The organism is Kineococcus gypseus (genome assembly GCF_050871305.1).
Classification (GTDB): domain Bacteria; phylum Actinomycetota; class Actinomycetes; order Actinomycetales; family Kineococcaceae; genus Kineococcus; species Kineococcus gypseus.
Map to the genome: position 1 here is coordinate 93,840 of NZ_JBJLRD010000007.1, position 23,621 is coordinate 117,460.

20 protein-coding genes, 1 pseudogene and 1 riboswitch are annotated in these 23,621 nt (G+C 76.8%); of the genes and pseudogenes, 13 read left to right on the forward strand and 8 right to left on the reverse strand.

Annotated elements, in window-relative coordinates:
• The first annotated feature begins 23 nt into the window (after nt 1-23).
• The 5 genes from gcvH (at nt 24) to ACRYMN_RS04145 (ending at nt 3,099) form a co-directional block, all read left to right on the forward strand.
• On the forward strand, nt 24-410 hold the full coding sequence (gcvH, locus tag ACRYMN_RS04125; RefSeq protein ID WP_432492240.1) for a glycine cleavage system protein GcvH: 387 nt from the start codon (nt 24-26) through the stop codon (nt 408-410).
• Between the two features lie 156 nt (nt 411-566).
• Entirely contained in the window at nt 567-1,100 is a 534-nt protein-coding gene (locus ACRYMN_RS04130; RefSeq protein WP_432492242.1) for an FHA domain-containing protein, read from the forward strand.
• Entirely contained in the window at nt 1,097-1,849 is a 753-nt protein-coding gene (gene ftsR, locus ACRYMN_RS04135) for a transcriptional regulator FtsR (RefSeq protein ID WP_432492244.1), read from the forward strand. Before ACRYMN_RS04130 ends, ftsR begins: the two co-directional genes overlap by 4 nt.
• Nucleotides 1,850-1,897: 48 nt before the next feature.
• Nucleotides 1,898-2,380 carry a bifunctional nuclease family protein gene (locus tag ACRYMN_RS04140; protein WP_432492246.1) on the forward strand — a complete coding sequence of 161 codons (483 nt, stop codon included), beginning with the start codon at nt 1,898-1,900 and terminating at the stop codon, nt 2,378-2,380.
• 182 nt (nt 2,381-2,562) lie between these two features.
• Nucleotides 2,563-3,099, forward strand: coding sequence for a MerR family transcriptional regulator (locus ACRYMN_RS04145; RefSeq protein WP_432492294.1), 537 nt, complete (start codon nt 2,563-2,565; stop codon nt 3,097-3,099).
• 100 nt (nt 3,100-3,199) lie between these two features.
• On the opposite strand, the gene ACRYMN_RS04150 is transcribed toward ACRYMN_RS04145, so the two are convergent.
• Together ACRYMN_RS04150 and ACRYMN_RS04155 are read right to left on the reverse strand one after the other, a co-directional pair.
• Nucleotides 3,200-3,970 carry an SMI1/KNR4 family protein gene (locus ACRYMN_RS04150; RefSeq protein ID WP_432492248.1) on the reverse strand — a complete coding sequence of 257 codons (771 nt, stop codon included), beginning with the start codon at nt 3,968-3,970 and terminating at the stop codon, nt 3,200-3,202.
• 199 nt (nt 3,971-4,169) lie between these two features.
• The gene (locus tag ACRYMN_RS04155) at nt 4,170-4,958 is read right to left on the reverse strand and encodes a ParA family protein (RefSeq protein ID WP_432492250.1); all 789 of its coding nucleotides are present in this window, start codon (nt 4,956-4,958) and stop codon (nt 4,170-4,172) included.
• A 60-nt stretch (nt 4,959-5,018) separates the two neighbouring features.
• A riboswitch (glycine riboswitch) is annotated at nt 5,019-5,109 on the forward strand.
• A gap of 183 nt (nt 5,110-5,292) precedes the next feature.
• On the opposite strand from ACRYMN_RS04155, the gene gcvP reads away from it, so the two are divergent.
• Nucleotides 5,293-8,157 carry an aminomethyl-transferring glycine dehydrogenase gene (gcvP, locus tag ACRYMN_RS04160; RefSeq protein ID WP_432492296.1) on the forward strand — a complete coding sequence of 955 codons (2,865 nt, stop codon included), beginning with the start codon at nt 5,293-5,295 and terminating at the stop codon, nt 8,155-8,157.
• Between the two features lie 92 nt (nt 8,158-8,249).
• Nucleotides 8,250-8,702 (forward strand): nitroreductase family deazaflavin-dependent oxidoreductase, encoded by a 453-nt coding sequence (locus tag ACRYMN_RS04165; protein WP_432492252.1) that lies wholly within the window; start codon nt 8,250-8,252, stop codon nt 8,700-8,702.
• Here the strand turns inward: ACRYMN_RS04165 and ACRYMN_RS04170 are convergent.
• From ACRYMN_RS04170 to ACRYMN_RS04180, 3 genes are all read right to left on the reverse strand, one after another.
• Nucleotides 8,650-9,516: a cytochrome c oxidase assembly protein gene (locus tag ACRYMN_RS04170; protein WP_432492254.1), complete on the reverse strand. Its 867-nt coding sequence runs from the start codon at nt 9,514-9,516 to the stop codon at nt 8,650-8,652. The genes ACRYMN_RS04165 and ACRYMN_RS04170 overlap by 53 nt on opposite strands.
• On the reverse strand, nt 9,513-9,932 hold the full coding sequence (locus ACRYMN_RS04175; RefSeq protein WP_432492298.1) for a DUF2243 domain-containing protein: 420 nt from the start codon (nt 9,930-9,932) through the stop codon (nt 9,513-9,515). The genes ACRYMN_RS04170 and ACRYMN_RS04175 overlap by 4 nt, the downstream gene beginning before the upstream one ends.
• Before the next feature lie 85 nt (nt 9,933-10,017).
• A complete protein-coding gene (locus ACRYMN_RS04180; RefSeq protein ID WP_432492256.1) occupies nt 10,018-10,581 on the reverse strand; it encodes a hypothetical protein in 564 nt (187 codons plus the stop codon).
• A 129-nt stretch (nt 10,582-10,710) separates the two neighbouring features.
• Here ACRYMN_RS04180 and ACRYMN_RS04185 point away from each other — a divergent pair, with 129 nt between their 5' ends.
• Entirely contained in the window at nt 10,711-11,526 is an 816-nt protein-coding gene (locus tag ACRYMN_RS04185; protein ID WP_432492258.1) for an MBL fold metallo-hydrolase, read from the forward strand.
• A gap of 140 nt (nt 11,527-11,666) precedes the next feature.
• Entirely contained in the window at nt 11,667-13,184 is a 1,518-nt protein-coding gene (locus tag ACRYMN_RS04190; protein WP_432492300.1) for a cryptochrome/photolyase family protein, read from the forward strand.
• 75 nt (nt 13,185-13,259) lie between these two features.
• Here the strand turns inward: ACRYMN_RS04190 and ACRYMN_RS04195 are convergent, their stop codons facing one another.
• The 3 genes from ACRYMN_RS04195 to ACRYMN_RS04205 all read right to left on the reverse strand — a co-directional run bounded on the left by ACRYMN_RS04195 (nt 13,260) and on the right by ACRYMN_RS04205 (nt 16,549).
• Complete coding sequence (locus ACRYMN_RS04195; RefSeq protein WP_432492260.1) at nt 13,260-14,423, reverse strand: cell wall-binding repeat-containing protein; 1,164 nt, start codon at nt 14,421-14,423, stop codon at nt 13,260-13,262.
• Nucleotides 14,424-14,581: 158 nt separating this feature from the next.
• Complete coding sequence (locus tag ACRYMN_RS04200) at nt 14,582-15,571, reverse strand: core-2/I-branching beta-1,6-N-acetylglucosaminyltransferase family protein (protein WP_432492262.1); 990 nt, start codon at nt 15,569-15,571, stop codon at nt 14,582-14,584.
• A gap of 129 nt (nt 15,572-15,700) precedes the next feature.
• Nucleotides 15,701-16,549 (reverse strand): aldo/keto reductase, encoded by an 849-nt coding sequence (locus ACRYMN_RS04205; RefSeq protein ID WP_432492264.1) that lies wholly within the window; start codon nt 16,547-16,549, stop codon nt 15,701-15,703.
• Between the two features lie 110 nt (nt 16,550-16,659).
• On the opposite strand from ACRYMN_RS04205, the pseudogene fdh reads away from it, so the two are divergent.
• The 4 genes and pseudogenes from fdh to ACRYMN_RS04225 form a co-directional block, all read left to right on the forward strand.
• Nucleotides 16,660-19,911, forward strand: a pseudogene (gene fdh / locus ACRYMN_RS04210) (formate dehydrogenase); the annotation flags it as partial.
• 234 nt (nt 19,912-20,145) lie between these two features.
• Complete coding sequence (locus ACRYMN_RS04215; protein ID WP_432492266.1) at nt 20,146-21,324, forward strand: 4Fe-4S dicluster domain-containing protein; 1,179 nt, start codon at nt 20,146-20,148, stop codon at nt 21,322-21,324.
• 134 nt (nt 21,325-21,458) lie between these two features.
• A complete protein-coding gene (gene nrfD / locus ACRYMN_RS04220) occupies nt 21,459-22,595 on the forward strand; it encodes an NrfD/PsrC family molybdoenzyme membrane anchor subunit (RefSeq protein WP_432492302.1) in 1,137 nt (378 codons plus the stop codon).
• A 15-nt stretch (nt 22,596-22,610) separates the two neighbouring features.
• On the forward strand, nt 22,611-23,519 hold the full coding sequence (locus tag ACRYMN_RS04225) for a formate/nitrite transporter family protein (protein ID WP_432492268.1): 909 nt from the start codon (nt 22,611-22,613) through the stop codon (nt 23,517-23,519).
• Nucleotides 23,520-23,621: the final 102 nt, after the last annotated feature.

The window sequence follows — 23,621 nt, forward strand, 5'->3', positions numbered from 1 at the left end:
CACCCCGAGGAGCGAGACGCCCCATGGCCTCCAGCGTGCCCGACGACCTGCGCTACACCGCCGAGCACGAGTGGGTGCGCGTGGAGGGGGACGGCACGGTGCGCGTGGGCGTCACCGACCACGCGCAGGACGCGCTGGGCGACGTCGTCTACGTCTCCCTGCCCGGCGAGGGCGAGAGCGTCGCGGCCGGCTCCCCGTGCGGGGAGGTGGAGTCCACCAAGAGCGTCAGCGAGATCAACGCGCCCGTCAGCGGGGTCGTCACCGCGCAGAACCCCGGGCTGGAGACGCGCCCGGACCTGGTCAACTCCGACCCGTACGGCGAGGGGTGGATGTTCACGCTGACCCCCTCGGACCCGGCGGAGCTCGAGGGCCTGCTCGACGCGGCGGCGTACCGCTCGCACGCCGGCTGAGCCCGGCGCGCCGCCCCCGGACGGGTGGCGCGCACGGGGAGTGTGGAGGCGCTCACCACCCACGGCTAGGCTGGTGATCAGCGTTGGAGGCGGGGGACCGCCCCGCTGCGGTGCGCCGCGCGGGCGGTCGCCCCCGGTGTTGCGAGAGGTGGTGCCATGTCTCCGTCGGGCACGTCCCCGGGCGAGGGGACGACCCCCGGGCCGGCAGCGGACGAGCGTCCCGCCGACTCCACGATGTCCTTCGCGGGGCTGGTGGTCCCCGAGGTCCACGACGCCGTCGAGGGCGGTCTGAGCCGGGACGACCAGGAGGCCGTGGAGGCCCTGCCGCCGGGCTCGGCGCTGCTGGTGGTGCGCCGCGGCCCCAACGCCGGTGCGCGCTTCCTGCTGGACGCCGAGCGCACCTCCGCCGGCCGGCACCAGACCAGCGACATCTTCCTCGACGACGTGACGGTCTCGCGCCGGCACGCGGAGTTCCTGCGCGCCCCGGACCCCGCCACCGGGCCGGGCTTCCGGGTGCGCGACGTCGGCAGCCTCAACGGCACCTACGTCAACCGCGAGCGCATCGACGACGTCGTGCTGCGCGCCGGCGACGAGGTGCAGATCGGCAAGTACCGGATGGTCTACCACCCCGGCTCGGCCCCCTCGGCGGACGCCCCGGGCGCCGCGGGCGGTGGCGGGGGAGCCGCGTGAGCTCGGCCGCCTCGCGGGCCGGGGCCTTCGACCCCGACCTGCCGCGCATGACCATCGGCGAGGTGATGGCGCTGCTGTCGCCGGACTTCCCCGACGTGAGCATCTCCAAGATCCGCTTCCTGGAGGAGCAGGGCCTGGTGGAGCCGCGGCGCACCGCCGCCGGCTACCGCAAGTTCTCCTCCTCCGACGTGGACCGCCTGCGCTACGTCCTGGCCGCCCAGCGCGACCACTACCTGCCGCTGCGGGTGATCCGCGAGAACCTGCAGGCCATCGACCGCGGCCTGGAGCCCCCGGAGCACCCCGGCGCGGCGCCGCGGGTGCCGGCGGCGGTGCCCGCGGGCGCGCCGGCCGGCGACCGCTTCGACGGCAGCGCGGCCCGGCTGCGCCTGACGCGCGCGGAGCTGCTGCGCGAGTCCGGCGTGGACGGCGAGCTGCTGGACGCCCTGGAGGGCTTCGGCGTGCTGGCCCCGGCCCCGGGCGGGCCCTGGTACGACGGCGAGGCGCTGGAGGTGCTGCGCGCGGCCGCCGCGCTGGCCGCCCACGGCATCGGCGCCCGGCACCTGCGCGTCTTCCGCACCGCCGCCGACCGCGAGGTGGCGCTGGCCGAGCAGGTCGCGGCCCCGCTGCAGCGGCAGCGCTCGGCGGACTCCGCCGCGCGCGCCGAGCAGGTCGCCCGCGAGATCGCCGCTGCCTGCCTGCGCCTGCACACCGCCCTGGTGGCCGGGGCGCTCGGGCGCGTCACGGGCTGAGGGCGGCCCGGCCGCCGCGCGGGGCCCCGGGCGGGGTACGGTGGGCGGGTGCGCGCGCTCGATGTCATCGGCGTCCGGGTGGAGATGCCCTCGAACAACCCCATCGTGCTGCTGCGCGAGCGCGACGGGGACCGCTACCTGCCGATCTGGATCGGCGCGCCCGAGGCGAGCGCCATCGCCTTCGCCCAGCAGGGCGTGGTCCCGCCGCGGCCGCTGACCCACGACCTCCTCAAGGACGTGGTGGAGGCCCTGGGGCGCCGGCTGGAGGAGGTGCGCATCGTCGCGGTGCGCGACAACGTCTACTTCGCCGAGCTGGCCTTCGACGGCGGCGTGTCCGTCAGCTCGCGCACCTCCGACGCCATCGCCCTGGCGCTGCGCGTGGGGTGCCCCATCGTGGGCGCCGACGAGGTCCTCGACTCCGGCGGCGTGCCCGTGCCGGACGAGGACGAGGACGAGGTCGAGAAGTTCCGCGAGTTCCTCGACCACATCACCCCGGAGGACTTCGAGTCCGGATCGGGTCCGGAGCGGTGAACGGCGCGCCGCGCGCCTCGTTGACGCTCCGCGGGTGCGACTCTACGGTCAGTTGACAGGACGCTCCCGGTCGGCAGGCACCGACGATCGGACCGGGGCGATGAGGAGGAGGCCGGCGTGAGCAGAGGCGAGGCAGGCGCGGGACCGTCGCGCGGGGGAAGCCCGTCCCCGCGCAGGGTCTCCTGTTCGCCGAGGACCTGCCCGACCTGGACGAGGAGGTCGGCTACCGCGGCCTGACGGCCTGCAAGGCGGCCGGCATCACCTACCGGCAGCTGGACTACTGGGCGCGCACCGGGCTCGTGGAGCCCAGCGTGCGCGGCGCCTCCGGGTCCGGCTCGCAGCGGCTGTACGGCTTCCGCGACATCCTGGTGCTCAAGGTGGTCAAGCGGCTGCTGGACACCGGCGTCTCGCTGCACCAGATCCGCACCGCGGTGACCCACCTGCGCGAGCGCGGCGTGGACGACCTGGCGCAGATCACCCTCATGAGCGACGGCGCCAGCGTGTACGAGTGCACCTCCGCCGACGAGGTCATCGACCTCGTGCAGGGCGGGCAGGGCGTCTTCGGCATCGCGGTCGGCCGCGTGTGGCGCGAGGTGGAGGGCGAGCTGGCCTCGCTGCCCAGCGAGCGCCCCGCCGAGCGGCCCGAGGAGGTCTCCGCCCCGGCCGTGGTGCTGGCCGACGAGCTCAGCGCCCGCCGCCGCGCGCGCGAGGCCGGCTGACCCCACCCCGCAGCACCCGACCCCCTCGCGCGACGGCGCCCCGGCCACCGGCCGGGGCGCCGTCGCGCGAGGGGGCGCGCGGTGCGCGGGCGCGCGCCGCTCAGTCCAGCAGGTGCGAGTGCGGCAGGGCCTGGCGGGCGAAGGGGTCCACGACCCAGTCGTGCGCGTCGGGCAGCCAGAGCACGGCCGCCAGCAGCGCGTCGGCCCACGTGGACAGCAGCGTCTCCAGCGGCACCCGCCAGGAGTGCTGGTAGCCGTCGCCCTGCTCGGCGAGCACGAGCTGCTCGACCACCGCGCTCGAGGAGCCCAGCCGCACGGCGATCAGCTCCTCGTCGCGGGCGAAGAGCGGCAGCAGCCCGGGCGGGGCGCCGGGGCCGGGGCCCCGCCCGGTGGCCCGGCGCACGGCCTCGGCCAGCCCCAGGGGCACCCAGCCGCCGGGGCCCACGGTGGGGGCGCTGGCGCGGTAGCGGGTGCGCACGGGCTCCACGCCGTCCACCGAGCGCCACCAGGCGCGCGCGGCGCGCGGCACGAGCAGGCCCAGCTGGTGCTCGACGGCGTCCAGGGCGGCGTCGTCCACCCCGGGGCGCAGGCGGGTGGCGATGTCGGCGCCGGCGCGCGCCCAGCGCGCGCGCAGCACGTCCACCAGCTGCAGGACGCGGGTGGTGTCCGCCCCGCTCGCTCCCGCGCGCTGCAGCGGGCCGACGGGCACCAGGTGGCGCACGGGCGCGGCGCCGGCGGTGGGCGCCGGCGCAGCGCTGGCCGGGGCGGGCGGAGCGGGTGAGGGGGCGGCTGCGCCGCCCGGGGGCGGCGGTGCGGCGGTGCGCGCGGCGCGCACCAGGCGGGCGCGGTTGGCGGGGCTGTTCGGCGGCACGGAACCTCCTCGGACCCGCGGCGAGCGGGGTGGTGCTGGGTGGTGCTGAGTCGTGCTGGGTGGTGCTGGGTCGTGCGCAGTGGTACTGCGGCGGTCGGGGACCCCACCGGCGCGCCGTCGGCGCACCGCGGGGGGTCGCCACCCTCCTCGCACGTCGACGTCCGGCGACCCGTTCAGGTTCCCTGAAGTGTCTCCCGCCTCACCGCCCGTGACCAGCCGGGGCACCCGGGGACCGCTCCAGCAGGTGCTCGAGGAGCCGGTCGAACTGCTCGGCCAGCCTGCGGGCGGTCACCGGGCGCAGCGCGTGCAGGGGCCTGCCGGCGCCCTGGGACTGCGGCACGGCCACCCGGTCCGGCACGGGCTCGAGCACCAGGTCGCCGAAGAGCTCGCGCAGCTCCTGCAGGCGGAAGCGCTGCTCGCCCGAGCGCGGGGAGTAGCGGTTGACCAGCACGCCCGCCACGCGCGGGCCCGGGCGCAGGGCGGCCAGCTCGTCCAGGGTGCGCCCGACGGCCGCCACCGAGAAGCGGCTGGCGTCGGAGACGACGAGCACGGTGTCGGCCGCCCGCCACGCCGAGCGGGTCAGCGCGCCCAGCGAGGGCGGGCTGTCCAGCAGGGCCAGCTCGTGGTCGTCCAGCCGGCGCAGCGCGCGGCGCAGCGCCTCGAGGGCCTCCTCCTCGGGGTCGGGGGCGTCCAGCCCCGCCGAGTCCGCCGAGCCGGTCACCACGTCGAGCAGGCCGGGCTGGTCGTCCACCCACCCGCTGGGCGCCACCGCGGACTCGGCCACGCGCCGCTTGGGGGTGCGCAGCACGGCGGCCACGTCGTGGGGGCGCTGGGCCGTCACGTCCAGCCCCGAGGTCGCGTCGGCCTGCGGGTCGAGGTCCACCACGAGGGTGCTCAGCGAGCGGTGCAGGGCGGCGGAGGCCAGCCCCAGGACCACCGACGTCTTGCCCACGCCGCCCTTCGCGCTGCAGACGGCCACGGTGATCACCGCGGGAGGATACCGGGCGGCGGGGCGCCGTGGCCTACAGTGGTCGTGGAAGCTGGCTGCGCATCCCGCGCGGGAGAGACCCCGGTGCGACCGGGGCGCCGAAGGGGCAACATCCCCGGAACCTCTCAGGCGGAAGGACCGCGGGGGACAGGCCGCTCTGGAGGCCCCGACGCGCGGGCCGACAGACGGGGGCGTCCTGACCGCCGCGACCCCGGGAGCCACCGTGACCTCCACCCTGCCCGACCGCACCACCGCCGCCACCGCCGCGACCGCCACCACCGCCGGCCCGGCCGCCCCGGACGGGCGTGGGGGCGCCGCCGCCCGCACCGGCGCGCTGCCCTTCACCGCCCGGCACATCGGGCCCGACGCCGCCGAGGCCGCCCGCATGCTGGCCACGACGGGGCTGTCCTCCACCGAGGAGCTCGTGCGCCGCGCGGTGCCGGCCTCCATCCTCGACGGCCCCGGCGCGCTGCGGCTGCCGCCCGCCCTGGACGAGGCGTCGGTGACCGCCGCGCTGCGCGAGCTGGCCGGGCGCAACCGGGTGGTGCCCTCGATGATCGGGCTGGGCTACCACGGCACCCGCACGCCGGCCGTGGTGCGCCGCAACGTGCTGGAGGACCCCTCCTGGTACACCGCGTACACCCCGTACCAGCCGGAGATCTCCCAGGGCCGCCTGGAGGCCCTGCTGAACTTCCAGACCGCGGTGGCCGACCTGACCGGCCTGGACGTCGCCAACGCCTCGCTGCTCGACGAGGGCACCGCCGCGGCCGAGGCGATGACGCTGGCGCGGCGGGTCTCGAAGGCCCCCGCGGACGCGGTGTTCGCCGTGGACGCCGACGTGCTGCCGCAGACCCTGGCGGTGCTGCGCACCCGCGCGCTGCCGCTGGGCCTGGAGCTGGTGACCGTCGACCTCGACGACGCCGAGCCGCTGGCGGCGCTGGGGGAGCGGGCGCCCTTCGGCCTGCTCGTGCAGCTGCCCGGCACCTCCGGGCGGGTGCGCGACCTCGCCGCCGTGGTGGCCGCCGCCAAGGAGCGCGGCGCGGTGGCCGTGGCCGCCGCCGACCTGCTCGCGCTGACCCTGCTGCGCCCGCCGGGCGAGTTCGGCGTGGACGTCGCCGTGGGCTCCTCGCAGCGCTTCGGGGTGCCCATGTACGCCGGCGGCCCGCACGCCGCGTACATGGCCGTGCGCAAGGGACTGGAGCGCAACCTGCCCGGCCGCCTCGTGGGCGTCTCCAGGGACGCCGACGGCCGGCCCGCGTACCGCCTGGCCCTGCAGACGCGCGAGCAGCACATCCGCCGCGACCGGGCCACGAGCAACATCTGCACCGCGCAGGTGCTGCTGGCCGTCATGGCCGGCTGCTACGCGGTGCACCACGGCCCCGAGGGGCTGCGCGCGATCGCCGCGCGGGTCGCCGGCACCGCCGCGCACCTGGCCGCCGCGCTGCGCGCCGGCGGCGTGGAGGTCGTGCACGAGGACTTCTTCGACACCGTCCTGGCGCGCGTGCCCGGCCGGGCCCGCGCGGTCGTCGCCGCCGCCCTGGAGGCGGGCGTGAACCTGCGCCCGGTCGACGAGGACCACGTCGGCCTCACCTGCGACGAGACCACCGGGCCCGAGCAGGTCGCCGCCGCGCTGGCCGGCTTCGGCCTGCGCCCCGCCGGGGACGACCCGACCACCGCGCGGCCGGCCGCCGGGCTGCCGGAGCCCGCGCTGCCGGCCGCGCTGGTGCGCACCTCGGCGTTCCTGACCCACCCGGTCTTCTCGCGGCACCGCTCGGAGACGTCGATGCTGCGCTACCTGCGCCGCCTCTCCGACGACGACTACGCGCTGGACCGCGGCATGATCCCGCTGGGCTCGTGCACGATGAAGCTCAACGCCACCACCGAGCTCGAGCCGCTGTCGTGGCCGGGGTTCAGCGACCTGCACCCCTACGCGCCCGCCGACCAGCTCGCCGGCACCGCGCAGCTCGTCGCCGACCTCGAGCGCTGGCTGGCGGAGGTCACCGGCTACGACGCCGTCTCGCTGCAGCCCAACGCCGGCTCGCAGGGCGAGTTCGCCGGGCTGCTGGCCATCCGCGCCCACCACCGCTCGCGCGGCGAGGCGCACCGCACCGTCTGCCTGATCCCCAGCTCCGCCCACGGCACGAACGCGGCCAGCGCCGTCATGGCCGGGCTGCGCGTGGTCGTCGTCGCCTGCGACGACGAGGGGAACGTGGACCTGGCGGACCTGCGGCGCAAGGTGGCCGAGCACGCCGACGACCTCGCCGCGCTGATGGTGACGTACCCCTCCACGCACGGGGTGTACGAGGAGTCCATCCGCGAGGTGTGCGCGCTGGTGCACGACGCCGGCGGGCAGGTCTACGTCGACGGCGCGAACCTCAACGCGCTGGTGGGCCTGGCCCGCCCCGGCCGCTTCGGCGCGGACGTCTCCCACCTGAACCTGCACAAGACGTTCTGCATCCCGCACGGCGGCGGCGGCCCGGGCGTGGGCCCGGTGGCCGTGCGCGCGCACCTGGCGCCGTTCCTGCCCGCCACCACCCCGGACGCCGACCCCGAGGGCGTCGGGATGGTCTCGGCCGCGCCGTTCGGCTCCGCGGGCATCCTGCCGATCTCGTGGGCGTACGTGCGCCTCATGGGCGCCGAGGGCCTGCGCGCGGCCACCGTGCAGGCGGTGCTCAGCGCCAACCACGTCGCCGCGCGCCTGTCGGGGGCCTTCCCGGTCCTCTACCGCGGCCCCGGCGGGCTCGTGGCGCACGAGTGCGTCCTGGACCTTCGCCCGATGACGCGGGCGACGGGCGTCACCGTCGAGGACGTGGCCAAGCGGCTGATCGACTTCGGCTTCCACGCCCCGACGATGTCCTTCCCCGTCGCCGGCACCCTCATGGTCGAGCCCACCGAGAGCGAGGACCTCGCCGAGGTGGACCGCTTCTGCGACGCGGTGCTCGCCATCGCCGAGGAGGTGCGCGAGATCGAGCAGGGCCGCTGGGCGGTGGAGGACTCCCCGCTGCGCCACGCCCCGCACACCGCCGCCTCGCTGGTGGGCGAGTGGGAGCACCCCTACACGCGCGCCGAGGCCGTCTACCCGGGCGGGCTGGACCCGCGCGCGAAGTACTGGCCGCCGGTGCGCCGCATCGACGGCGCCGCCGGGGACCGCAACCTCGTGTGCTCTTGCCCGCCGCTGGAGGACCTCGCCGAGGGCTGAGCCCGTCCCGCCGCGGGCTGGACCGCGGTCCGGTTCGGGCGGCACCCTGGAGGTGCCGCCCGGACCGCCCGGGCCGCGGACAGGAGGCAGCGGTGAGCGAGACGACGCAGGACCCCGCCGAGCTGAAGGCGCAGGCCGACCGCTGGAACGCCGCGGTCGTCGAGGAGTTCCGGGCCGGCGGCGGACGGGTGGGGGGCCGCTTCGAGGGCGCCCCGATGATCCTCGTGCACCACGTGGGCCGCAGGAGCGGCGCCGAGCGGGTCAGCCCGATGGTCTACCAGGACGTGGACGGCGCCTACGCCGTCTTCGCCTCCAAGGGCGGGGCCCCCACCCACCCGGACTGGTACCACAACCTGGTGGCCCGGCCCGAGACGACGGTCGAGGTGGGCACCGAGACGTTCCCCGTGCGGGTGCGCGAGCTCACCGGCGAGGAGCGCTCGAGGGTGTGGGAGGAGCAGAAGACCCGCATGCCCGGTTTCGCGCAGTACGAGGTCACGGCCGCGCCCCGGCAGATCCCCGTGCTGCTGCTCGAGCGCGTGCGCTGAGCCGCGCGGCGTCCCGCTCGCGCCGCAGCAGGCGGCCCCGGCGCGCGTACCAGGCGCCGAAGAGGGCCACGGCGGTGAGCACCTCCACGAGCGCGCCCCCCGCGTGCAGCAGCTCGGCGCCGGCGCGCACGTCCGCGAGGTCCGGTGCGTGGCCCGCGTGGGCCGCGTGCTCGCCGCCGGGCGCCCCGCGCGCCCACAGCAGCTTCGCCAGCACGTCGTGCGCGGTCGCCGCCACCAGCAGCAGCACCGCGCGCGCCGCCACGCCCGGGCGCCGCGGCAGCGGGTCGGCGCCGGTGACCACGGCGCTGAGCAGGTACGCCGCCGCCGCCGTGTGCACGTGCACGAGCACCCCCAGCGCGGCGTGCTCGTGCACCAGCGCGAACAGCGGCGTCAGGTAGAACGCGTACAGCCCGCCGACCTCCAGCAGCAGCGCCACCGGCGCCCACGTCACCAGGCGCGCCCAGCGCCCGTGCAGCAGCCGCACCAGCACCCGCCGGGCGCGCCGCGGCAGCACGCGCAGCGCCAGCACGACCGGCGCGGCCAGCGCCAGCAGCAGCGGCGCGAGCATCGTCGCCAGCAGGTGCGCGGTCACGTGCGCCCGGAAGCCGCCCGCGGGCAGCGCGCCCGGGGCCAGCGCGGGCGCCGCGCCCGCCGCCGCCACCGCCAGCGCCGCCCCGGCCGCGGCCGCGGTGCGCCGCGGCGGCCAGCGGTCCCCGCGCCGGTGCAGGCGCGAGCGCGCCACCAGGTACGCGCCCAGCAGCAGCGCCGCGAGCACCAGCGCCACCGGCAGCGGCGGGCCCGCCCCGGCGCTCACGCCCGCGCGCGCCGCCGCGCCCGGGCCAGCACCGCGGCCCCGGCCAGCGCCCCCAGCGCACCGGCGGCGTTCCACGCCAGGTCGTACGGCAGCAGCTCCACGCCGTAGCGCACCTGGTGCAGGCCCAGCAGCTTGTGCTGGACGAGGCCGTCGTAGAGCTGGAACAGCCCCCAGGCCAGCAGCGCCGCGCCCACCAGGTGCCCTCGGGCGGTGGCCCGCCGGCGCTGCAGGTCGGCGAAGAGGAACAGCCCGGCCACCACGGCGATCCAGCCGCCGGCGTGGAAGAGGCCGTCGGAGACCAGGCCCGCCTCGGGCGTGGAGCGGTCGTAGAAGTGGTGCCAGTGCAGCAGCTGGTGGAAGACGACCTCGTCGAGGAAGGCGGCCACGCCCACGCCCACCAGCGCCCCGGCCAGCAGCGAGCCGCGCGCGGCGCCCGGCCCACCGCCCGGCGCCCCGACCCGTCCGCCGGCCCCCGCCGCGGCCCCCGCCCCGGAGGCCACCTCAGCCGGCCTGCGGCGGCACGGCCGTGGGCCCGCCGCCGTGGACGCCGCCGCGACCGGTGCCCAGCGCCTCGACGACGGCGCTGCGCCGCAGGTGCTCCAGCTCCGCGGCCTGGCGCTCGGCGCGCTGCACCAGCTCCTGCAGCGCGTCGGCGTCGAGGCGCTCGTCGTCCAGGGCCAGCTCGCGCAGCGCCCGCCACACCGCCGCCTTGCCCAGCACGCCCAGGTGCAGCAGCTCCAGCTCGACCACCGAGCTCAGCGGCGAGCGGCGCACGAGGCGGCCGTTGCCCTTCAGCGCCCCGGCGGCCTCCACCACGCGCCCCACCGCCTGCAGCCCGCGCTCGGGCTCCACGTCCACCGCGCGCATCGTGGCCAGCAGGGTGCGCCGGTCCTCGGCGACCTCCTCGCTCAGGCGGGCCAGCACCGTCCCGGCGTCGGTGCCGCGGTGGCTGCGCGCGGCGCGCGCGAAGCGGGCCCGCCCGGCGGTGGCACCGGCGTAGTGGTCGTTGAGGTAGACCGCCAGCAGGCGCTGCCGGTCTTCCGGGGGCGTTCGGTGCTCGGTCACGTCCGTGCTCCTACCCGTCGCGCGCCGGGCGCAACCTCCCGCGGGTCCGCCCCCGCCCGCGTCCCCGCCCGCGTCCCCGCTCCAGCCAGCCGCCCGGTTCGCGCGGGTGCGCGCGGGTAGGGGACGGGTGTGGAGAACGGCGTGGACGGGCTGTCCCTGACCTTCATCGGCACCGCGACGACGCTGGTGCGCTACGGCGGGCTGACGCTGCTGACGGACCCGAACTTCCTGCACCGCGGGCAGATCGCGTGGCTGGGCCGCGGGCTCCTCTCGCGGCGGCTGACCGAGCCGGCCCTGTCGATCGGCGAGCTGCCGCCGCTGGACGCGGTGGTCCTCTCGCACCTGCACGGCGACCACTTCGACCGCGTGGCGCGCCGCGGGCTGCGCCGCGACGTGCCGCTGCTGACCACCCCGCACGCGCGCCGGCGCCTGAGCGGGCTGCACGGCTTCACGCGGGTCACCGGCCTGGCCACGTGGGACTCGCACACCGTGCGCCGCGGCGACGTGCAGGTGCGCGTGACGGCCGCGCCGGGGCGGCACGCCGCCGGCCCGTGGCAGCGCGTGCTGCCGCCGGTGATGGGCAGCGTGTGGGAGTTCGGGCCGGTCGGGGGGCGCACCGCCTTCACCGTCTACGTCTCCGGCGACACCCTCAACGTGCCCGAGCTGCGCGAGCTGCCGCTGCGCTACCCGGAGGTGGACCTGGCCGTGCTGCACCTGGGCGGCACCACGCTGCCCGGCGGGCTGGTCGTCACCATGGACGGCGTGCAGGGCGCGGACCTGCTGCAGGTCGTCGAGCCGGCGCGGGCGGTGCCGGTGCACGTGGACGACTACGGCGTCTTCCGCTCCCCGCTGTCGGACTTCCGCGAGGAGGTGGAGCGGCGCGGGCTGGGGCCGGTGGTGCGCTACGTCGCGCGCGGCGAGACTGCGGTGTTCGAGGCGCGGTGAGCGGCGCGGACCCCGTGGACGCCGTGGACCCCGCTGCCCACCCCGCCCTCGACCCGGGCGCGGACCCGGGCGCCGACCCCGGCGCGGACCCCGGCCCCGGCGACGGGCCGGACGGGTCCGACGGGCCGGCGCCCGAGGAGCTGCCCGCCCGCGCGCCGGGCACGGTGCGCTGGCTCTTCGCCGACCAGCTCGGCCCGCACTTCCTCGACGCGCCGGACCAGCGCGTGCTGCTGGTGGAGTCCGCCGCCGTCTTCCGCCGCGCCCCCGTGCACCGGCGCAAGGCGCACCTGGTGCTCTCCGCGCTGCGCCACCGCGCCCTGGAGCCGGGGGCGCGGCTGGTGCGCGCGTGCACCTACCGCGAGGCGCTCGCGGCGCTCGACGAGCCGGTGAGCGTGTGCGACCCCACCTCCTGGGGCGCGCGCCGGCTGGTGCGCCGGCTGGCCGGGGAGGCGCGCAGCGGGGCGGGCCCGGACGTGCGGGTGCTGGCCTCGCGCGGCTTCGTGGTCTCCGAACCGCAGTTCCGGCACTGGGTGGGCGGGCGCGGCGGGCGCCGGCTGCTCATGGAGGACTTCTACCGCGACGTGCGCCGCCACCACGGCCTGCTGCTCGACGGGCGCGGCGGCCCGGTGGGCGGGACGTGGAACCTCGACGAGCTCAACCGCGAACCCCCGCCGCGCTCGGGGCGCCTGGACGTGCCCGACCCGTGGTGGCCGGTGGAGGACGAGGTGGACGCGCAGGTGCGCGAGGACCTCGACCGCATGGTGCGCGAGGAGGGCGTGCGCTTCCTGGGCGAGGACGGCCCGCGCCGCTTCGCCGTCACCCGCGCCGAGGCGCTGGCCGCGCTGGAGCACTTCTGCGAGCACCGGCTGGACGCGTTCGGCGCCCACGAGGACGCGGTGCTCGCCGGGCAGCCGTGGATGGCGCACTCGCTGCTGTCGGTGCCGCAGAACCTGGGCCTGCTGGACCCGCTGGAGGTGGCCCGGCGCGCCGAGGAGCACGGGCGCGCGCGCCGGCTGCGCCTGGCCTCCGTGGAGGGCTTCGTGCGCCAGGTCGTCGGCTGGCGCTCGTGGACGTGGCACCTGCACTGGCACCTGGGTCCCGAGCACGGCAGCAGCAACGCCCTGGGCGCGCACGAGCCGCTGCCGGAGTGGTTCGCCGGCCTCGACGACGGCGTGGTGGACGCGAACTGCCTGGCGCACGCGCTGCGCGGCGTGCGCGAGGAGGGCTGGGTGCACCACGTGCCGCGGCTGATGCTGCTGGGCGGCTGGGCGCTGCAGCGCGGCTACCGGCCCGACGAGCTGGCCGACTGGTTCCGCCGCAGCTTCGTCGACGGCTACGAGTGGGTGATGACCACGAACGTCGTCGGCGTCTCCCAGCACGCCGACGGCGGGGTGCTGGCCACCAAGCCGTACACCTCCGGCGGTGCGTACGTGGACCGCATGACCGACTTCTGCGGCGGCTGCCGCTACGACCCGCGGGTGCGCGTGGGCGAGCGCGCGTGCCCGTACACCGCGGGGTACTGGGCGTTCCTGCACGCGCACCGCGAGCGGCTGGCGGCCAACCCGCGCCTGCGCCAGGCGCTGCGCGGGCTGGACCGCCTCGCCGACCTCGACGCGCTGCTGGCGCAGGAGGCGGTGCGCGGCGCGGACCCGCCCTGAGCGGTCCCGCGCCGCGCCGCCCGGCGTGCGGCGCCGGTGGTGGGGCGCCGGCGGTGGGGCGCCGGCGCCGGGGCGTCACGCGTCGCCGCCCTCGACCTCCACGGCGCCCACGGCGGTGCCGCGACCCAGGCCGTGCGTGTCGAACCACGCCTCGGCCACCTCGTACGCGGAGGGGTCGTTCGCCGCCAGCAGCGTCGCGCGCCCCAGCGGCCCGGCGGCCAGGGCGTCGACCAGGTGCGCCTGCTCACCCGGGGCCAGCACGACGTCCGCGGCGTCCACGCCGCGCTGGACGCCCTCCAGCGCGACGGCGGCCGCCGTGCCGTAGCGGTCGAGACCCTCGGCCCGGCGCGGGGTGGGCAGCGGCGCCAGCGCCTCGGGCGTCACGCCCGCGGGGCCACCGGCGACCGTGGTGGAGGTGACCCCCAGCAGCCGCAGCGCGATCGAGGCGGGGATCGGGTCGTCGTCGGCGACGAGCACGAGCGGCTCGCGCAGGCGCGCGGCCGGGCCCGAGGCGGCCAGGGCGTCCACGAGGTGCGCCTGCTCCCCGGACGCGGCCCAGCCGTGCTCGGCCGGCGGCAGCAGCTCCGCCACGGCCCGCGAGGTGGCGTAGCGGTCGGCGCCGGCGACGCGCCCGACGCTGGTGACGCCGAGCGTCTGCAGCCGCTTGCCCGTCAGCTCGCCCAGCGAGCCGGGCCCGCCGACCAGCAGGACCGAGCGCACGCCGTGCTCGCGCAGGTAGGCCGCGGTGGCCGCCGGCACGGCGTCGCGCGTGGCCAGCAGCAGCGGAGCGGCCAGGCTGCGCGCCAGCGGCGCGGCCGAGAGGGCGTCGACCAGGTGCGCGTCCTCACCGCTGACGAGGACGGCCACGTCGGCCTCGGGGAAGCCGTGCTCGGCGATCTCCGCGGCGGTGGCGAAGCGGTCCGGGCCGCTCAGGTGCACCAGTTCGCCCGCCTCGCCGGTGGGCGCCGGCGCCCCGCGGTAGGTGCGCCCCGCGGCGCAGCCGGGGTGCTCGATCGGCAGGTCCGGTGAGCACACCGGCGTGAGCACCTCCGCCTCGGCCGCGCCGGCCGCCGAGGCCGCCGGTGCGCCGCCCCCCGCGACGGCACCGGCGGCCAGGAGCAGGGCGGCGGCGCGGGCGCGCCCCCGGGTGCGTGCCCGGGTGCGGCCCCGGGCGTGGTCGGGGCCCGTGCGCGGCCCGCCCCTCGGGTGCGCTCGGTCGTGCGGCTGGTGCTGGTCCACGGATCCCCCCGGATCGTCGGTGCGCCGGCCGCGGTGGCGCTGCCGGCGCCAGGAGGGTGGCACCGGGACGGGGGCGCCCGCACGGGTTTTCCCTCGCCCCCGCCGCCCCGGTGGTGCGGCCGGCGCGGCGGTGCGGCCGGCGCGGTGGTGCGGCGCGCTCAGCGCGCCGGGGCGCTGCGCTCGCGGTCGACCAGCGCGTCCACCGCCCGCACGAAGGCGTCGCTGTCGGGGCTGACGACCTTGCGCGTGAACGCCGCTCCCGAGCGGCGCACCGCGTCGAGGTCCGCGAGCACCACGCTGCGCGGGTGCGAGGCGCCACCCGGCGGGAAGAACGGCAGGGTGGTCGGGCCGTCCACCACGCGCAGGTCGGCCTGGGCGCGCAGCACGGTGTGCACGAACGACTCGTCGGGCAGCAGCGTGCTGGCGAAGAAGCGGCGCAGCGGCTCGTCGCGCGCCGCGGCGAGCACCCGCTCGACCGCGCGCGCCGACAGCGTCGCCCACAGCGAGCCCTTGCGGTAGCGCAGGCCCGGCGGCACCGGCGGTGCCCCGCCGGTGCGCGCGTGCCGCAGCAGCAGGGTGCGCTCGCCGGCGAACTGCAGCGGGCCGCGCCCGGCGCGCCCGGCGAGCACGTCGCTCGCGCGCGCCGCGGCGCGGCACCAGCAGGGCGGTGCCGCCCCGGTCCCCGGCACCGGGTGCCAGCAGGACGCGTACCGCTCGGGGTACTCGCGCGGGTCCGGGCGCAGCAGGGCGTCGGTGCCCGCGGCGCGCAGGCGCTCCTCCCACGCCGACAGGTCGAGCACGGGGTGGTCCTGGCCGGACACGACGACCGTGGCGGCCGGCTGCCAGCGGCGCTCGGCCTCGCCCAGCGCCTCCAGCACCGCGGCCACCAGCGACCACGTGCCCCACCGCACCCGCACGCGGCTGTGCAGCTGCGCGGCCCCCAGCGCGGCGAGGTCCTCCTCGCGCAGGAACCCCGGGCCGCGGGTGTGGCGCACCAGCACGCCGGCCGAGGGCGACAGCGAGCGGGTGCGGCGCACGGCGGCCAGGACGCGCGCCGGGTCGGTGTGCGCCATCAGGACGTACGCGAAGGGCGCCGGCCGTGCGGCGGCTCCCCCCTCGCGCGCCGGGGGCGCGGGCTCGATCGGCACGAGGGGCAGTGTCCGCCCGTCCGGGCCGCCGCGCCCCGCGTTCGGGCGCACCGGCCCCGGGCGGGCGGCGCGCGCGGCGGTGGGCGGTGCTCGCACCGCCCACCGCCGCGCGGGGTCCGCGCCCGGTCGTCAGTCGGGCACGTAGTCGAACGTGTCCGGGTTCGGGCCGGTGCGGCCCTCCTCGCCCTTGTCGAGCGCGGAGATCGCCGCGACGTCCTCGCCGGTCAGCTCGAAGTCGAACAGCGCGAAGTTCTCCTCCATGCGCGAGGGCGTGGAGGACTTCGGGAAGACGATGTCGCCGCGCTCGACGTGCCAGCGCAGGGTGACCTGCGCCGGGCTCCTGCCGTTCCGCTGCGCGATCTCGGTGATCACCGGGTCGCCGAGCACGGCGCCCTGCGCGATGGGCGACCACGCCTCGACCGCGGTCTGCTGCGCGGCGCTGGCCTCGCGGGCGTCCTCGTTGGTGAAGTAGGGGTGCACCTCGATCTGGTTGACCGCGGGCACGACCGTCGCCTCGTCGCGCAGGCGGCGCAGGTGGCTGGGCTGGAAGTTCGACACGCCGATCGAGCGCAGGCGGCCGTCGGCGTGCGCCTCCTCGAGCACCTTCCACGTGGAGACGTAGTCGCCGCCGTAGAGGGTGGGCAGCGGCCAGTGGATGAGGAAGAGGTCCAGGTAGTCGGTGTCCAGCGCGGCCAGCGAGCCGTCGATCGCCTTGCGGGCGGCGTCGGGCTCGTGGAAGCCGTTGTTGAGCTTGCTGGTGATCCAGACGTCCTCGCGCGCCAGGCCGGCGTCGCGCAGGCCCTGGCCGACCTCCTTCTCGTTGCCGTACATCTCCGCGGTGTCGATGTGGCGGTAGCCGACCTCCAGCGCGGTGCGCACCGCCTGCGCGGTGTCGGCGGGGTCGATCTGGAAGACGCCGAAGCCGAGCTGGGGGATCTGCCGGCCGTCGTTGAGGGTGATCGTGGGGACCGTGGCCATGCGGTGCTGCTCCTCGGTGTCGCGGGCGGTCGATGACGCCCCCACGGTCCTCCCGCGCGGCCTCGCGCGCACGACGGGCCACCGGGGCGGTGCGGGTGTACGTTCGCGCCGTGGGAGTGCGCACCTGGATCGAGGGCTGGCCGGTCTACCGCCAGCTGACCGGCGACGACCCGCTGGGGCGCGGCGCCGCGACCCAGTCGAAGCGGTCGAAGGAGCTCAGGCCGCGCACCGCGACGGCCGACCGCGTCGCGAAGTCCGTGTGCCCGTACTGCGCCGTGGGCTGCGGCCAGCGCGTGTACGTCAAGGACGAGCGCGTCGTGCAGATCGAGGGCGACCCGGACAGCCCGCACTCGCGCGGGCGGCTGTGCCCGAAGGGCTCGGCGAGCGAGCAGCTCGTCAACGGCGACCAGCGCGTCACCACGATCAGGTACCGCGCCCCCTACGCCACCGAGTGGACCGACCTGGACCTCGAGACGGCGATGGAGATGATCACCGACCGCGTGCTCGACGCGCGCCGGCGCGGGTGGCAGGACGCGGACCAGCAGGGCCGCAAGCTGAACCGCACGATGGGGATCGCCAGCCTGGGTGGCGCCACGCTGGACAACGAGGAGAACTACCTCATCAAGAAGCTGTTCACCGCCATGGGCGCGATCCAGGTGGAGAACCAGGCGCGCATTTGACACTCCGCCACGGTGCCCGGTCTGGGTGCCTCGTTCGGTCGCGGTGGGGCCACCGGTGACCTGCAGGACCTGAGCAACGCCGACGTCATCGTCATCCAGGGCTCGAACATGGCCGAGTGCCACCCGGTCGGGTTCCAGTGGGTGATGGAGGCGAAGGCGCGCGGGGCCAAGGTCATCCACATCGACCCCCGCTTCACGCGCACCAGCGCGCTGGCGGACACGTACGTGCCCATCCGCAGCGGCACGGACATCGTCTTCCTCGGCGCGATCGTCAACCGCGTCCTGACGCAGGAGCGGGACTTCCGCGAGTACGTCACGGCGTACACGAACGCCTCGTGGATCGTCAGCGAGGACTTCCGGGACACCGAGGACCTCGACGGGCTCTTCTCCGGCTTCGACGCCGAGCAGCGCTCCTACGACACCTCCTCCTGGCAGTACGAGGGCAGCGAGCAGCACGGCGACGACGAGGACGAGACCGCGCGCGCCCAGGAGAGCGAGAGCGGTCACCAGCTCGGCGCCGGCGGGGCCGCGGTCGAGCACCGCGGCATAAGGCGCGACGAGACGCTGCAGCACCCGCGCACGGTGTGGCAGATCCTCAAGCGGCACTTCTCCCGCTACACCCCGGAGATGGTCGCCGAGGTGTGCGGCGTGCCCACGGACGTCTTCGACGAGGTCGCCGAGGCCTGGATCTCCAACTCCGGCCGGGAGAGGACGACCGCGCTGGTCTACAGCGTGGGCTGGACGCAGCGCGGCACGGGCGTGCAGTACATCCGCACCGGGGCGATCCTGCAGCTGCTCCTGGGCAACATGGGCCGCCCCGGCGGCGGCATCATGGCGCTGCGCGGGCACGCGAGCATCCAGGGCTCCACGGACATCCCCACGCTGTACAACCTGCTGCCCGGCTACCTGCCGATGCCGCACGCGCAGAAGCACGACGACCTCGCGAGCTACATCGCCTCGATCAGGGGCGAGGGCCAGAAGGGGTTCTGGGGCAACGCCGACGCGTACGTGGTCAGCCTGCTCAAGGCGTACTTCGGCGACGCGGCCACCGCCGAGAACGACTACCTGTTCGACGCGCTGCCGCGCATCGACGGCGACCACGGCACCTACGGGCAGGTCATGGACATGCTCGAGGGCGGGAAGATCTTCGGGTACTTCCTGCTGGGGCAGAACCCGGCCGTCGGCTCGGCCAACGGCCGCGCCCAGCGCCTGGGCATGGCCAACCTCGACTGGGTGGTCGTGCGCGACCTCGTGATGATCGAGAGCGCGACCTTCTGGAAGGACTCCCCGGAGGTGGGCACCGGCGAGATCGTGCCGGAGGAGTGCCGCACCGAGGTGTTCTTCCTGCCCGCCGCCTCCCACGTGGAGAAGGAGGGCACCTTCACCCAGACGCAGCGCATGCTGCAGTGGCGCGAGAAGGCGGTGAACCCGCCGGGCGACGCCACCAGCGAGCTGTGGTTCTTCTACCACCTGGGCCGGCGGATGCGCGAGAAGCTCGCGGGCTCCACCGACCCGCGCGACCGTCTGCTGCTCGACGTCACCTGGGACTACCCGCTGCACGGCGAGGAGCGCGAGCCCTCCGGCGAGGACGTCCTGAAGGAGATCAACGGCTACGACCTGACGACGGGGCGGCTGCTGCCCGGCTACACGGCCATGAAGGCCGACGGCACCACCTCGGGGGGCTGCTGGATCTACTCCGGCGTCTACGCCGACGGCGTGAACCAGGCCGCGCGCCGCAAGCCCGGGCGCGAGCAGAACCTGCACGCGCACGAGTGGGGCTGGGCCTGGCCGATGAACCGGCGCATGCTCTACAACCGCGCCTCGGCCGACCCGGACGGCAAGCCGTGGAGCGAGCGCAAGGCGCTGGTGTGGTGGGACGAGGAGGCCGGCCGCTGGACCGGCGACGACGTGCCCGACTTCGAGGTCACCAAGCCGCCGTCGTACCGCCCGCCGCAGGGCGCCACCGGCGTGGAGGCCATCGCCGGCGACGACCCGTTCATCATGCAGTCCGACGGCAAGGGGTGGCTGTACGCGCCCAAGGGCGTCGTGGACGGGCCGCTGCCCAGCCACTACGAGCCGGCCGAGTCGCCGTTCCGCAACAGCGTCTACACGCAGCAGCAGAACCCGGCGCGCGAGATCTACACCAACCACCTCAACGAGGTGCACCCCAGCCCGCCCGAGAGCGGCAGCGAGGTGTTCCCGTACGTGTGGACGACCTCGCGCATGACCGAGCACCACACCGCCGGCGGCATGAGCCGCTTCCTGCCCTACCTGGCGGAGCTGCAGCCGGCGCTGTTCATGGAGGTCTCCCCGGAGCTGGCCGCCGAGCGGGGCCTGACGCACATGGGCTGGGCCCACGTCGTCACCGCCCGCGCGGTCGTCGAGGCGCGCGTGATGGTCACCGACCGCCTCGCGCCCCTGCGCATCCAGGACCAGGTGGTGCACCAGATCTGGCTGCCCTACCACTGGGGCCCGGGCGGGCTGACCACCGGCGACGTCGTCAACGACCTCGCGCACCTGACCCTGGACCCGAACGTGCACATCCAGGAGTTCAAGGCGGGCACCTGCGACGTGCAGCCGGGCCGGCGCCCCCAGGGGCGCGCGGCGCTGGACCTCGTGGACGAGTACCGCGTGCGCGCCGGCGTCACGATGACCACCGGCACCGTGGCCCTCACCTCCGAGTTCCTCGACCCGCACGGGCGCAGCCGCGCCGAGCAGGCCGACGACGGCGCGATCGCCGCGGGGGAGGGGCACGACGACGCCGACCTCGACAAGGTCGTCTCCGTCGAGCACGACATCCGCTCCCGGCCGGGCCTGCCCCAGCAGCACGGCGCCCCCCTGCGCGTGCTGGACCCCGCCCCGCGCGGGGGCTCCGGCGAGCGCGCCGAGCACCACGACGAAGGGCGGCAGGGCTAGATGGTCTCCGTGAACAGCCTGTACGGCCCGCTGCACGACCCGGCGCGCGACGCCGGGTACGCGGACCCGCCGCCGCGCAAGGGCTTCTTCACCGACACCTCGGTGTGCATCGGCTGCAAGGCCTGCGAGGTGGCGTGCAAGGAGTGGAACATGGTGCCGGAGGACGGCATCGACCTGCTGGGGATGTCCTACGACAACACCGGCGGCCTCGGGGCCGACTCCTGGCGCGCGGTCGCCTTCATCGAGCAGTCCCGCCCCATCGGGCGGCAGTCCGCGCCGTTCTCCGGCGCGGCCACCGGCGGCTCCTCCGAGGCGCTGCAGCAGGACGCGGTGGCCGCCGCCGTGGACGTCTTCGACGAGGCCTCCCGGCTGGGCACCGGCGTGCCCGGCGGGCAGCCGCTGGCCGAGGTCGCCGGGCAGCTGGCCCCCGGGCCGGTCACCCCCGCCCCGGCGGGCGGCTGCGGCTCGGGCGCGGGCGGCTGCGGGTGCGGCTCCGGCGCGCCCGCCGGGCAGGGGGCCGCCGGGCAGGGGGCCACCGGCGAGCAGGCGGGGCAGTTCCTGGGCATGCCGGGGATGCTCGCGCCGGCGCCGCTGCCCGACCGCCAGGGCCGCCAGGACGTGCGCTGGCTGATGATGTCCAACGTCTGCAAGCACTGCACCCACGCCGCCTGCCTGGACGTGTGCCCCACCGGGGCGCTCTTCCGCACCGAGTTCAGCACCGTCGTGGTGCAGCAGGACGTGTGCAACGGCTGCGGGTACTGCGTCTCGGCGTGCCCCTACGGCGTCATCGACAAGCGCGAGGGCGACGGCCGGGCCTGGAAGTGCACCCTGTGCTACGACCGCCTCGGCGACGGGCAGACGCCCGCGTGCGCCAAGGCGTGCCCGACGGAGTCCATCCAGTACGGCGACCTCGACGAGCTGCGCGAGCGCGCCGAGCGCCGCCGGCAGCAGCTGCACGACGTCGGCGTCACCGAGGCGCGCCTGTACGGGCACGACCCGGAGGACGGCGTCGGCGGCGACGGCGCGTTCTTCCTGCTGCTCGACGAGCCGGAGGTCTACGGCCTGCCGCCGGACCCGGTGGTCACCACCCGCGACCTGCCCTCGATGTACCGGCACATGGCGGTCGCCGCCGGCGTCATGGTCCTCGGCGTGCTCGGCGCGGCGGTGGGGCGACGGTGAACGGCGAGCCCAGCCAGCTGAAGGGCCTGCAGGACGGCGCGCCGCGCCCGGCGTCGGCCACGCCCCACCAGCCCGGGCAGCCGGGCCCGGCGCAGCCGTCGGGCGCCTCGCCCGTGGGCGACCAGGCCGCGCGCATGTGGAGCGCCGGCATGGGCCGGCGCGACGGCGAGCGCAGCGACGGGCGCGGTGCCGGGCGCGGTGACGCGCCCGGCGGCGGGCACGGCCAGGTGGGCGCCGGCGGCCGGCGCGCCGGTCGCGGCGGGCGCCGGGGCGACGTGAACGCCGTCGTGCCCGATGCGGAGTTCCGCTCCTACTACGGGCGCGCGGTGCTCAAGCCGCCGGTGTGGACGCACGACATCGCCTACTACCTCTTCACCGGCGGGCTCGCGGCGGGCTCGTCGATGCTGGCGGCCGCGGCCGGTGCGCGCGGCGACGTCGCCGCCCGCCGCGGCCTGCGCTTGACCTCGCTGGGCGCGGTGGGTGCCAGCGCCTACTTCCTCATCGTCGACCTCGGCCGGCCCGAGCGCTTCTACAACATGCTGCGCATCGCCAAGCCGACCTCGCCGATGTCCGTGGGCACCTGGATCCTCTCCGCGTTCGGCCCGCTGGCCGGGGTGGCGGCGGTCTCCGAGGCCGCGCCGCTGCTGCCGCGGCACGGCGTGCTGGGCCTGGCCCGGCGCGTGGCCGGGCCGGTCGGGCACCTCGCCGGCGTCGGCGCCGCGGCGACCGCGCCGCTGCTGGCCACCTACACCGCCGTGCTCTTCGCCGACACCGCCGTGCCGTCCTGGCACGAGCCGTTCCGCGAGCTGCCGTTCGTCTTCGGCGGCAGCGCCCTGGCCAGCGGGGCGGGCGCCGCGATGGTGCTCGCGCCGGTGCCCCAGGCCGCCACCGCGCGCACCGTCGCGGTGCTCGGGGCGGCCGTGGAGCTCACCGCCGCGCACCGCGTCGAGCACGGGCACGGCCTGGTCAGCGAGCCGTACCGCACCGGCCGGCCCGGCCGGTTCCTGCGCGCGGCGCGCGCCCTGACGGCCGCCGGCGCCGCCGGCGCCGTGCTCGGGCGCCGCTCGCGGGTGCTGTCCGCGCTGGCGGGGGCGAGCCTGCTCACCGGCTCGTTCCTGACCCGCATGGCCGTCTTCGAGGCCGGGGTGGTCTCGGCGAAAGACCCCAAGTACGTCGTCGTGCCGCAGCGCGAGCGGCTGCGCGACCGCGAGGCGCTGGCCCGCGAGGACCACCGCGCCGAGGACGAGCGCGCGCACGCACCCAGCGCCTAGCCCCCTGGAGGGACCGTGGCCTTCAAGACCCCCGACCAGATCGCCGCCGCCGCCGTCGCGGCGGGGGAGAAGAAGTCCCACCTGCCGGTGGGCAAGATGGTCGTCGGCGGTTTCCTGGCCGGCGCCTACATCGCCATCGCCGGCCTGCTGGCCGTGGACGTCAGCGCCGGCCTGGACCCGGCGGTGTGGGGCGGGATCACCACCCTCATCACCGGCGTGGTCTTCAGCCTCGGCCTGGTGCTGGTGCTGGTGGCCGGCGCGGAACTGCTCACCGGCAACATGGCGCTGGTGCCCATGGCCGTGCTGCAGCGGCGCACCAGCCTGGCGCGCCTGGGCCTGAACTGGGGCGTGGTGCTGCTGGCGAACCTGCTGGGCGCGCTGTTCGTGGCGTACTTCCTGGCCGTGCAGACCGGCGTCATCGGCGGCCCGGACGCCGCCGACGGCACCACGGCCGCCGCGACGTTCGAGCGGCTGTCGGCCATCGCCACCGGCAAGGCGATCACCGAGAGCAACTCGTCGATCTTCCTGCGCGCCATCGGCTGCAACTGGCTGGTGTGCCTGGCGGTGTGGATGTCCCTGGCGGCGGAGGACGTCGGGGGCAAGATCCTGGCGATCTTCTTCCCCATCACCGCGTTCGTCGCCCTCGGCTTCGACCACGTCGTGGCGAACATGTTCTTCCTGCCCGCCGCGTCCTGGGCCGGCACCCCGGGCATCGGCTGGGGCGACATCCTCGGCAACTGGGTCTTCGCCGCCCTGGGCAACGCCATCGGCGGCGGGGTCTTCGTGGGCCTGGCGTACTGGTTCCTGTACCTGCGCGGGGCACCGCCCGCGCCGGGGGCCACCGCCGCCGGCTCGGACGGCTCGGGCACCACCGGCGCCCCGCACGGCACCGGCGAGCCCGCGCGCGCCCGCCGCGCCCGCTGACCCGCGCCGGCCCGCCCGGGGGTCGGGGCGGGGCGCGGACCGGCGGGCGCGCCCTGCCCCGCCCCCGGGGGGGGGCCGGCGCGGGGGGCCGTCGGCGCGCCC

Excerpts from the sequence above, each read along its gene's own strand:
- gcvH (WP_432492240.1), top strand. The coding sequence starts at position 24 with ATGGCCTCCAGCGTGCCCGACGACCTGCGCTACACCGCCGAGCACGAG.
- ACRYMN_RS04215 (WP_432492266.1), top strand. The coding sequence starts at position 20,146 with ATGGTCTCCGTGAACAGCCTGTACGGCCCGCTGCACGACCCGGCGCGC.
- ACRYMN_RS04205 (WP_432492264.1), bottom strand. The coding sequence starts at position 16,549 with ATGGCCACGGTCCCCACGATCACCCTCAACGACGGCCGGCAGATCCCC.
- nrfD (WP_432492302.1), top strand. The coding sequence starts at position 21,459 with ATGTGGAGCGCCGGCATGGGCCGGCGCGACGGCGAGCGCAGCGACGGG.
- ACRYMN_RS04130 (WP_432492242.1), top strand. The coding sequence starts at position 567 with ATGTCTCCGTCGGGCACGTCCCCGGGCGAGGGGACGACCCCCGGGCCG.